The sequence below is a fragment of the Aureimonas sp. SK2 genome, assembly GCF_029813115.1.
Taxonomy (GTDB): Bacteria; Pseudomonadota; Alphaproteobacteria; order Rhizobiales; family Rhizobiaceae; genus Aureimonas.
Map to the genome: position 1 here is coordinate 104,711 of NZ_JAPZDS010000014.1, position 9,636 is coordinate 114,346.

Sequence of the window (9,636 nt, forward strand, 5' to 3'; positions counted from 1 at the left end):
AACCGGCGTCAGATCCCCACGGGGTGCTGCCGGCGCGGATCGAAGACCGAGAAGCAGAGGAAGCCGAACAGGAAGCCGCCGACATGCGCTTCCCACGCGATGGCGCTCCCCTCCCCGAGAAGGAGGCCGGCACCCGAGCCGAGCGCGAGGTTGGTGGCGAAGAAGACGATGATGAAGAAGAGCACGGTCCGGTCGGACAGGCTCCGGGGGATGGACAGGAGCGGCGCGTAGGCGACGTCGCCGCGCCCCATGGAGCCCAGCGCGAAACGGGCGGCGCCCCCCATCAGCGCCGAGACGACGCCCGAGGCGCCGATCATCGGCTGGATGAGGTCGGGGTTCACCACATAGAAGAGCGCTGCCCCGGCCACCGCACCGAAGGCGCAGAAGGCGAGGAACCGGCCGACGCCCAGCCGCCGCGCGACCGGCGTGCCGAAGGCGAGCATCCATACGGCGTTGGTCGCCAGATGCGTCCAGTCCCCGTGCAGGAAGGCGTGCGTCAGCGGCGAGACCCAGCCGGCGAACGGCTCGCGCAGGAGGCAGAGCGCGTCGGGCGACCCGTAGCACCCGGCCAGGAACGAGAAGTTCAGGAGCGTCCAGGCGGCCTGGACGTCGTCCAGCCATTCGACCCGCACCCAGTGGATTACGGCGAGCAGCGCCAGGAGGACGAGGACGATGCCCGGCACGTTGAAGGCGGGCACGCGCTGCGGAGGCTCGTCGTGCGGGGGGAAGCGGGGATCGGGGGACAAGGGGCAAACTCCAGGTGGCCGCCACGTTCTATCGCCTGGCGCGCCCGGGGCAATGCGTCGAATGCGGGAAACAGGTTCCCGATCGGTTTCCGCAGGGGGACCGGGGAAAGGCCCCGTTAACGCTTCCCGCTTATCTTTTGGATACGAGAGAAGCGGGCCTGATCATGCTGAACACCTTGCCCAAGACCCTTGCCGTGACGGAAGACCGCCGTCACTTCAAGCGCGTCTCGATCGATCTTCTCGGTCGCTTCATGCTCGAGGACCAGCGCGAATACCCCTGCCGCGTGAACAACATGTCGCCGGGCGACGTCGGCGTCGTCACGCCCGTCGAGGCGACCAAGGGCGAACGCGTCATCCTCTATGCCGACCAGGTCGGCCGGCTGGAGGGCATCGTCGCGCGCAGCTTCCCCGGCGGCTTCGCCCTGGTGCTCAACGCCACGGAGCGCAAGCGCGAGAAGTTGGCCGCCCAGTTGATGTGGCTGGCCAACCGGTCCGAGCTCTCGCTGCCCGAGGACCGGCGCCACGAGCGTATCGAGCCGCGCAACCCGATGATCCGCATGGTGCTGGAAGACGGGCGCGGCTACGACGTGCGGATCAACGACCTGTCGCTGTCCGGCGCCGCGATCTCGTGCGCCGTCCGCCCGGCGATCGGCTCGCGCCTGACGCTCGGCACCATGACGGGCCGGGTCGTGCGCCAGCTCGAGGACGGGGTCGCCATCGAGTTCTCCTCGCTCCAGACGCGCGAGTCGCTCCTCGACCACCTCGGCTGAGCCGAAAAGCGTCGATTCGTTCACCAAACCTGTGGATATCGCGGGCCGCTCTTGTCGGCCTGCCGGCGCGTGACCACGCGGCCGTTAGGATCTCGTCCATCCTCCCTTAACGAGTGAGGCGGGCCGGCGCCCATCCCGCGTCGCCGCCCGCAGGCGACGCGTTAACGCTTGACGGACGGCCGCGTTAACCTTTCGGCCCGTCTCGCCCCGTCCCCTGCCCCTCCCCGCTCGGCCCGCCTTCATCTTCGTGCATGCGGGGACCGCATGCTTATCGAAGCATTGCGGCCGGCAACTGCGCCTTAACGTCGTTTGTTCAGTCCGCGGCAAGCAAAACATCTGAACAATTCGCGGAATATTCGATGAAAATCCGCACTTCGCGCTTGGACTTGAAGTAAACCCGGTCTGCGACTGTGGGTCCGTCACCGCTGGAGACCGACCGTGCAGTTCTCGACCCGCATCCTTTCGTCGTTCGCCCTTCTCGCCGCCGGCCTCTTTTCGGCGAGCGCCGCCGAAGCCGGAATGCGGCTGCGTGGGCCGACGTCCCAGCCGATCGGCCATTTCGAGTTCTGCAAGTCCTACCCGGATACGTGCGGCCCCAATGCGACGACTGGCCTGATCCAGATGAGCGACCGCACTTGGACGACGATCGTCGAGGTCAACAACGCGGTGAACGAGGGGATCATCCCCCGCACCGACCAGGAGATGCACGGCGTTCCCGAGCTCTGGTCCTACCCTTCGATCGAGGGGGACTGCGAAGACTTCGTCCTGTTGAAGCAGTACATGCTGGAGCGCGAGGGCTTCCCGCGCTCGGCTCTCCTCATCACCGTGGTCCGGCAGCCGAACGGCGAGGGCCATGCCGTCCTGACCGTGCGCACCGATCGCGGCGACATCGTTCTCGACAACCTCGACAAGCGCGCCCAGGACTGGACGCTGACGCCTTATCGCTACCTCAAGCGGCAGTCCGAGCAGAACTCGGCCAAGTGGGTGGCGATCGAGGACGGACGGGACATGCTGGTCGGCAGCGTGCGCTGACCGCGCCCTTCCCTTCCCGAACGAGAAAGGCCGGCGTCGCGCCGGCCTTTCTCGTTCATGCCTGTCAGTTCGTCGCCGCCCAGGGGGCGGTCAATCGAGGTCGATATCGAGGACGGTGATGGTGACGTGGTAGGAGGTCTCCCCCTCGTCCGTGTCCTTGCCGACCGTGCCGACGAAGTCCTCGCCCACGTAGATCTCGGCCGTGTCCTTCTTGCGCGGCATGGCCTTCACCTGGATGCCGGAGGTCTTGAAGGTGCGGTTGAGATAGGCTTCGAGCTTTCGGATTTCGTCGGGCTTCACGTGGTCAGTCTCCTTGGGCGCGTCCCGCGCGTCGAGGGGTATAACGGCCGGGAGGCCGATCGGATGCCCGCGCTCAATCTGCGCGAGAGAAATTGTGGTCCATGGCCCGAGCCGGCTCGGCGCAGCCGGAGCTCCCGACGATGCGCGCGGGCACGCCGGCGACGGTCGAGTTCGCGGGCACCTCGGCCAGCACGACCGAGCCGGACGCGATCTTGGAGCAGTCGCCGACCTTGATGTTGCCGAGGATCTTCGCCCCGGCTCCGATCAAGACGCCGTTGCCGATCTTGGGGTGCCGGTCGCCGAACTCCTTGCCCGTGCCGCCGAGCGTCACGTCCTGGAGGATCGAGACATTGTCGCCGATCGTGGCGGTGAAGCCGACGACGAGACCCGTGGCATGGTCGAGGAAGATGCCCCGCCCCATGCGCGAGGCCGGATGGATGTCGGTCTGAAAGACGGAGGACGACCGGGACTGGAGGTAGAGCGCGAAGTCCTTTCGCCCCTCGTTCCAGAGCCAGTGCGCCAGCCGGTGGGTCTGGATGGCGTGGAAGCCCTTGAAATAGAGCAAGGGCTCGATCATCCGCTCGCAGGCCGGATCGCGGTCGAACACGGCCTGGAGGTCGATCCGCAGGACCCCGCCCCACTCGGCTCGCGCGGCCGTCATCTCCTCGAAGGCCTGCTCGATATGGCAAGCCGGCAGGTCGGCATGGTCGAGCCGCTGGCCGATACGGTGCGCGATCGAGGCTTCCAGCGAACGGTGGTTGAGAATGGTCGCATACAGGAAGCCGCTCAGCGCGGGCTCGCGCTCGCTGGCCGAGAGCGCTTCCTCGCGGATCCGGTTCCAGATCGGATCGACGGCCTGGACGCGGTCGGTCGCGGACTTCATCAAGACGGTCATGGTCATCCTGCCTTCGCTCGCTCGGATCCCGCGATTGGAGGGAAACATAAGCACGTCGGCGCGCTTCACCAGCCCGCCGAGCCCGTCCCCTTCGACGCAGCCTCTAGCCGAACACGCCCGCTTTGGAAATGCTCGCCGCCTCTCAGCCGGCAAAGGCTTCGCGGTTGCGGGCGAGGAACTCCACCACCGCCGCCTTGAACGTGCGATCGCCCACGGCCAGCATGTGATCGCGGTTGGCGATGTCGAAGACCTCGGCCTTCGGCATCAGGGCGCCGAGCCGGGCGCCCGAGCCCGCGATATCGTCCCGCGTGCCGACGCCGATCAGCGTCGGCTGGGCGAGCGTGCCGACCTCGGCCTCCGTCAGTTCCCGCCGCGAGGTGGCGATGCAGGCCGCCAGTGCCAGCCGATCGCTGCCCGTGCGGTCGGCGAAGGCGCGGAACATCCGGCCGCGCTCGTGCGTCACGACGTCGAGCGAGGGCGCCCGCAGCGCCTCGGCGATCGGGTCCCAGTCGCCGACGCCCTCCACCAGCCCGATCCCAAGCCCGCCGAACACCAGGACGGGGAACCGCCGGGGATGGAGGAGACCGGCGAAGGCCGAGACACGCGCGCCCATGGAATAGCCGAACAGCGCCGCGCGCCCGATCCCCAGCTTGTCCGTCAGCGCCACGAGGTCGCCCACCATCGCCTCGGGCGCATAGGCCGCCTGATCGTGGGGCTTGTCGCTGCCGCCGTGGCCGCGATGGTCGAAGGCGACAACCCGGTAGCCCGCATGCGTCAGCGTCTCGACCCAACCCGGGTCGATCCAGTTGACGCGCATGTTCGAGGCGAAGCCGTGCACCAGCACGATCGCCGGGGCGGAGGCGTCCCCCTCGTCGAGATAGTCGAGGCGAAGGCCGGCGTTGTGGAACTCTGGCAGCGGCGTCACTCCTCGGCTGCGATCGGGGCTCCCCGATAGCGCGAAGCAGGCCCGCAGAACCACCCTGTTCTTTTGCGCCGGGGATAGCTAAGTTCCGCCCGCTTCGAGACGAGCGAATGGAGACGGCAGGATGGCCGACTACGGAACCCCCCACTTCCAGAACGACGGGGGCCATGGGGTGATCGAGATCGGCGTCGCCGAGTTCATGTGCGTGGGCGCGACGCCGCCCTACGACCATCCGCACGTCTTCCTCGACATGGGCGACGAGGGCGAGAAGGTGTGCCCCTACTGCTCGACGCTCTACAAGCTGAACACCACGCTGAAGCGCGACGAAAGCGTTCCGCCGGGCTGCCTCTACCGCACGCGCGCCGCCTGACCCGAGGCGACACCATGCCCGGTGCCATCGTGGTCGGCGCGGGCATCGCCGGCCTGACCACCGCCCTCGCCCTGGCAAGCCGGGGCTGGAGCGTCCGGGTGCACGAGCGCGCCGATGGGCTCGATCCGGTCGGCGCCGGCATTCAGCTTTCCCCCAACGCGCTCGACGTCCTCGATCGGCTCGGCGTCGCCATCGGCTCCGTCGGGGTCGCGGCAGACAGCGTGGTCCTGCGCGACGGGCCGAGCGGCCGACGCATCGCCACCGTTCCGGTCGAGAGTTCCGACGGGCGCGGCTACCGCGTCCTCCATCGCGCCGATCTCCAGCGCGTGCTTCTCGACGCCGTCCGGTCGGCGCCCGGCATCGCAATGCATCTCGGCCGGACATTCGCGTCCCTGGGGGACGGATCGAGCGGCATCCGCGCCGTGTTCGAGACGGCGGCGGGTCCGGTTCACGACGAGGCCGACCTTCTGATCGCCGCCGACGGCGTCCGCTCGGCCGTGGCGAGTCATTTTCGGCTTCAGCCGCCACGCCCCTCCGGCGCCGTGGCGCTGCGCTATTCGTCCACGGCCGATCCCGGCGAGAGCCCGTCCGCGGCGATCGAGGCCTGGCTGGGCGCCCGCAGGCACGCCGTTCGCTACCGGATCGACGAGGCGGGACGCGAGAACATCGTCATCATCGTGCCGGAGTCCGATCCGACGCTCGGCCCCGTTCTCGGCTGGGACCCGCGCCTTGCGGCGAGCATCGAACGCGCCCGCCCGCTCGGGTCCTGGCCGCTGTCCACGGTGGAGCCGCGTTGGCGCGCGCCCGGCCATCGGCCCGTCGCGTTCGTCGGCGACGCCGCGCATGCCATGCTGCCCTATGCCGCACAGGGCGCGGCCATGGCGATCGAGGACGCCTTCGTGCTGGCCGCCTGCCTCGGCGCGTCGCCGAGCCGCGCCAAGGCGCTCGCGCGCTACGAGGCGCTTCGCGCGCCGCGCCTCGGCAAGGTGCTGCAGCGGGTGGCGTTTCACCGCCGCGTCTATCACCTGCCCCGGCCCTTGTCCTTAGCCCGCGACGCCGCGCTCGCGCTGCGCTCGCCGGCTTCGCTCCGGCGCGACCTGGCCTGGCTCTACGACTGGCGCGCCGAGGACGGGGCGTCGATCTCCGAAATCTGAACGTTCGGCCGCCTGCCTTTCATTCCCTTGGCCCGAACGCGGCCTAGTTTGCCGCCGACCGGTCTTGCGCGATCCAAAGTCATCTGGAGCGCCGGGCGCCGGCGAAGGCAAGGGACGTAACGAAAAGGCCGATCGATGATAAATCTGAAGCGAACGGGACGCCTGCTGACCGTGACGGCATTGGCCGCCTCAACGGCCATGTCCGGCCCGTTGTCCGCCCTTGCACAGGATGCGGAAGCACCGCCGCCCGTGATCCAGGACGCGCCGCCGGAAGCGCCGGCCGAGCGCGCACCCGAGCCGGAGGCGCCTCCCGCCCCCGAACCCGAGGCAGCACCGGCGCCCGAGCCCGAGGCCCCTGCCGAACGTCCGGCCCCGGAGCCGGAAGCCGCCCCAGCCCCCGAACCCGAAGCGCCGCCCGCTCCCGAACCGGAGCCGACGCCCGAGCCCGCTGCGCCGGCCGAGAGCCCGGCGCCCGAGCCCGAACCAGACCAGCCGCCCGAAGCGCCTGCCGCGCCGGTGCAGGCCGCGCCCGACAGCGGCCCGCCGGCCGACGCGCCCGTAGGCAATCCCGCCGAACTCCCGGCCGACGCCGGGACGGAGAACGACCTGCCGAACGGCGCGGCTACGGCTCCCGCGACGGAAGCGCCCGCGCCCGAGACGCCCGCCGCCCCGCCGGAGCCGGCGGCATCCCCTGCCCCCGCGCCTGAAGCGCCACCTGCACCACCCGCCGGCGCCGGGGAAACGCCTGCCGCACCGCCCGCTCCGACACCCGAGGCCCAGCCCGCGACGCCGCCGGCCCCCGGCGCCGAGCCTTCGTCACCGGCCGCCAGCCCCGCCGAGCCGCTCGCTCCGTCGACCGCTCCGACGGACCCGGCCCTTCGGGCGCCGGACGGAGCACCGGTGGCGCCCGGCACGCCGCCGGCACCACCCGCGCCGGAAGGCGCCCTGCCCGGCCAGCCTGCGCCGGGCGCACCGGATGCCGCCCAGCAGTCCGGCGCCGTCACGCCTCCGCCGGTCGAGAACCCGCAGCCGGTCGCGGCCGACATCCAGACCGCGCCGGTGCCGGAAGGCGGCGTGGCGTCCAGCGACGCGCGCGTCCAGCAGCTGGCCACCCCGATCGAGGTTCGCCCGATCACCGCCGAGCAGGGCCAGCGGCTCGAAGCCCCGCCCCAGGTGGCGCTGCCGCAGAACGTGCAGGTGATCGAGCGCGTCGGCGACCGCGACATTCTCTCGCTGGTCGGCGCGGGGATCGCGGGCGCGGCGGCCGGCGCCGCAGCGGCCTACTTCATCCGCTCGGACGACAGCGACCGCCTCGTCGGCAATTCGCGCGAGGTCTATTACGAGCAGCTCCCGCGCGGGCTGACGCGCCAAGTGATCACGCGGCCGAACGGCGTTCAGGTCATCACGATCGAGAACGAATACGGCGACGTGATCCAGCGTTCACGGATCGTGGACGGCCGCGAGACGGTGCTGTTCTACGATCCCTATGCCGAGGACGACACCCGCCCCGGCTACTATTACGACGCGGGTGCCGACCTGCCGCCGCTGCGGCTGGAAATCCCCGAGGACCGCTACATCGTCGACGTGTCGGAACCGGACGAGGACCTCTACTACGAGACGCTGGTCGCGCCGCCGGTGGAAACCGTGGAGCGGATCTATTCGCTCAACGAGGTTCGTCGCAGCCCGCGCATCCGCGACAAGGTGCGCCGGATCGACCTGAACACGATCACCTTCGCGTTCGGATCGGCCGAGATCGAGCAGAGCCAGGTGAACAACCTCCAGGCGCTGGCCGATGCGGTGAAGCGCGTGGTGGACCGCAACCCCGGCGAGGTCTTCCTTCTCGAAGGGCATACGGATGCGGTCGGCAGCAACGTCGCCAACCTCGCCCTCTCCGATCGGCGCGCCGAAGCCGTCGCCTCGGCCCTGACGGAGTATTTCGAGATCCCCCCCGAAAATCTCGTTACCCAGGGCTACGGCGAGGAGCAGCTCAAGGTCGATACCCAGGAGGCGAACCGCGAGAACCGCCGCGTCACGCTGCGACGCATCACGCCGCTGGTTAAACCGGTGGAAACCTCGCAGGCCAACTGACGACCCGAAAGAACAGGCCGGGGCGCGCGAGCGCCCCGGCCTCTATCGTCAGAGTAGGTTCTCAGTCGCCATCCTCGGGTCGCTCCCCGACGGGTTGGCGTTCCGCCGACAGGAAGTTGGCGAGCGGCGTCAGGCTGTCGACGTATCCGGCGACGATGCGCAGGCCGACTAGGATCGGCACCGCCAGAAACATGCCGACAACGCCCCAGATCCAGCCCCAGAAGGCCACCGCCAGAAAGATCGCCGCCGCGTTCATCGCCAGGCGCTTGCCCACGAGGATGGGCGTGACGAACTGCCCTTCGATCGTCGTGGCGCAGAAGTAGAGCAGCACGGGCAGGAGGGCGCCGGACACATCGCCGGTCTCGGCAAGCCCGACCAGCCCGACCAGAACCATGCCGCCGATGGCGCCGAGATAGGGGATGAAGTTCAGCGCGAAGGCGAGGACGCCGAAGACCGGTGCCATGGGCAGACCGATCATCCACATCATCGTCCCGACGGCCACGCCGAGGCCCGCGTTGATCAGGGTGATGGTGAAGAGGTAGCGCGACAGTTCGGTCTCGATCTCGTGCGCGATCGTCAGCGCCAGCTTTTTGTCGGAGAACCTCGGCAGGGACTCGATCAGTTTCTGATAGAAGAGACTGCCGGACGACAGGAGGAAGAACAGGAAGATCAGAGCGAACGCGATGCTGGCACCGATCTGGGGGATCATCAGCGCGGCACTGTTGAGGAGTTGCGGTCCGTCGAGGATCACGCTCTGGGGGCTCTGGGTCGGGGTCTCGCTGCCGACGGCCTCGGACGCTTCGATACGCGCGCCCCGCAGGGCGCCGAGACGCTCGCGCACCGTTTCCACCTCGGCGTTCACCGCCGCGATGTAGCGCGGCACGTTGGTCGCGAGATCGGTCAGTGGCCCGGTAAGGAACGAGAAAGCGCCGATCACGACCAGAAAGGTGCCGAACACCAGAACGGCGGCGGTGAGCGGCGGCCAGATATGGAGCTTGCGCTGTGCGAAGCGCACGACCGGGCTGAGCACCAGCATGAAGAGCAGCGCGAAGACGACTGGTAGCACGAAGCTCGCCGAAAGGTAGAGCGCGCCAAAGAAGAGGATCAGGAAGATTCCGGTGATCGCCCAGCGCGGCCCCGCCTGAAAGGTCTGGCGGTTGATCAGGCCGATCGCAGGCGCGACGATCGCCGGCTCCTTCGGCTCTTGCTTCGTCTCGCTCATGGATCGCTTCCGGCATGCCTTCCGGTTGCAACGCCCGGGAAGCCGCGACGTTCCGCCGCGCGACGTAACAAGGCCGGCCTCGCAGCGTGCGAGACCGGCCTTGTCGAAACCTCATCTCAATCGCGCCGTCCGGCGCC

10 protein-coding genes are annotated in these 9,636 nt (G+C 69.2%); 5 read left to right on the top strand and 5 right to left on the bottom strand.

Annotated elements, in window-relative coordinates:
- Positions 1 to 8: 8 nt before the first annotated feature.
- Positions 9 to 746 (bottom strand): rhomboid family intramembrane serine protease, encoded by a 738-nt coding sequence (locus O5O54_RS17120; protein ID WP_279483045.1) that lies wholly within the window; start codon positions 744 to 746, stop codon positions 9 to 11.
- A 164-nt stretch (positions 747 to 910) separates the two neighbouring features.
- On the opposite strand from O5O54_RS17120, the gene O5O54_RS17125 reads away from it, so the two are divergent.
- Positions 911 to 1,516 (top strand): PilZ domain-containing protein, encoded by a 606-nt coding sequence (locus tag O5O54_RS17125; RefSeq protein WP_279483046.1) that lies wholly within the window; start codon positions 911 to 913, stop codon positions 1,514 to 1,516.
- Between the two features lie 438 nt (positions 1,517 to 1,954).
- Positions 1,955 to 2,548 (top strand): transglutaminase-like cysteine peptidase, encoded by a 594-nt coding sequence (locus O5O54_RS17130; RefSeq protein WP_279483047.1) that lies wholly within the window; start codon positions 1,955 to 1,957, stop codon positions 2,546 to 2,548.
- A gap of 90 nt (positions 2,549 to 2,638) precedes the next feature.
- Here O5O54_RS17130 and O5O54_RS17135 read toward each other — a convergent pair whose 3' ends face one another.
- The 3 genes from O5O54_RS17135 to O5O54_RS17145 form a co-directional block, all read right to left on the bottom strand.
- Entirely contained in the window at positions 2,639 to 2,848 is a 210-nt protein-coding gene (locus O5O54_RS17135; protein ID WP_279483048.1) for a DUF3126 family protein, read from the bottom strand.
- Positions 2,849 to 2,921: 73 nt separating this feature from the next.
- Positions 2,922 to 3,743 (bottom strand): serine O-acetyltransferase, encoded by an 822-nt coding sequence (cysE, locus tag O5O54_RS17140; protein ID WP_279483049.1) that lies wholly within the window; start codon positions 3,741 to 3,743, stop codon positions 2,922 to 2,924.
- A gap of 142 nt (positions 3,744 to 3,885) precedes the next feature.
- A complete protein-coding gene (locus tag O5O54_RS17145; RefSeq protein WP_279483079.1) occupies positions 3,886 to 4,659 on the bottom strand; it encodes an alpha/beta hydrolase in 774 nt (257 codons plus the stop codon).
- Positions 4,660 to 4,789: 130 nt separating this feature from the next.
- Here O5O54_RS17145 and O5O54_RS17150 point away from each other — a divergent pair, with 130 nt between their 5' ends.
- The 3 genes from O5O54_RS17150 to O5O54_RS17160 all read left to right on the top strand — a co-directional run bounded on the left by O5O54_RS17150 (position 4,790) and on the right by O5O54_RS17160 (position 8,277).
- Positions 4,790 to 5,035, top strand: a complete 246-nt coding sequence (locus tag O5O54_RS17150) for a zinc-finger domain-containing protein (protein ID WP_279483050.1) — start codon at positions 4,790 to 4,792, stop codon at positions 5,033 to 5,035.
- A gap of 14 nt (positions 5,036 to 5,049) precedes the next feature.
- On the top strand, positions 5,050 to 6,189 hold the full coding sequence (locus tag O5O54_RS17155; RefSeq protein ID WP_279483051.1) for an FAD-dependent oxidoreductase: 1,140 nt from the start codon (positions 5,050 to 5,052) through the stop codon (positions 6,187 to 6,189).
- Between the two features lie 135 nt (positions 6,190 to 6,324).
- Complete coding sequence (locus tag O5O54_RS17160) at positions 6,325 to 8,277, top strand: OmpA family protein (RefSeq protein WP_279483052.1); 1,953 nt, start codon at positions 6,325 to 6,327, stop codon at positions 8,275 to 8,277.
- A 61-nt stretch (positions 8,278 to 8,338) separates the two neighbouring features.
- Here O5O54_RS17160 and O5O54_RS17165 read toward each other — a convergent pair whose 3' ends face one another.
- Positions 8,339 to 9,499, bottom strand: coding sequence for an AI-2E family transporter (locus O5O54_RS17165; RefSeq protein WP_279483053.1), 1,161 nt, complete (start codon positions 9,497 to 9,499; stop codon positions 8,339 to 8,341).
- Between the last annotated feature and the right edge of the window lie 137 nt (positions 9,500 to 9,636).

Bases quoted from the DNA above. Each gene is read 5' to 3' on its own strand.
- O5O54_RS17160 (WP_279483052.1), top strand. From the start codon at position 6,325: ATGATAAATCTGAAGCGAACGGGACGCCTGCTGACCGTGACGGCATTG.
- O5O54_RS17155 (WP_279483051.1), top strand. From the start codon at position 5,050: ATGCCCGGTGCCATCGTGGTCGGCGCGGGCATCGCCGGCCTGACCACC.
- O5O54_RS17165 (WP_279483053.1), bottom strand. From the start codon at position 9,499: ATGAGCGAGACGAAGCAAGAGCCGAAGGAGCCGGCGATCGTCGCGCCT.
- O5O54_RS17125 (WP_279483046.1), top strand. From the start codon at position 911: ATGCTGAACACCTTGCCCAAGACCCTTGCCGTGACGGAAGACCGCCGT.
- O5O54_RS17150 (WP_279483050.1), top strand. From the start codon at position 4,790: ATGGCCGACTACGGAACCCCCCACTTCCAGAACGACGGGGGCCATGGG.
- cysE (WP_279483049.1), bottom strand. From the start codon at position 3,743: ATGACCGTCTTGATGAAGTCCGCGACCGACCGCGTCCAGGCCGTCGAT.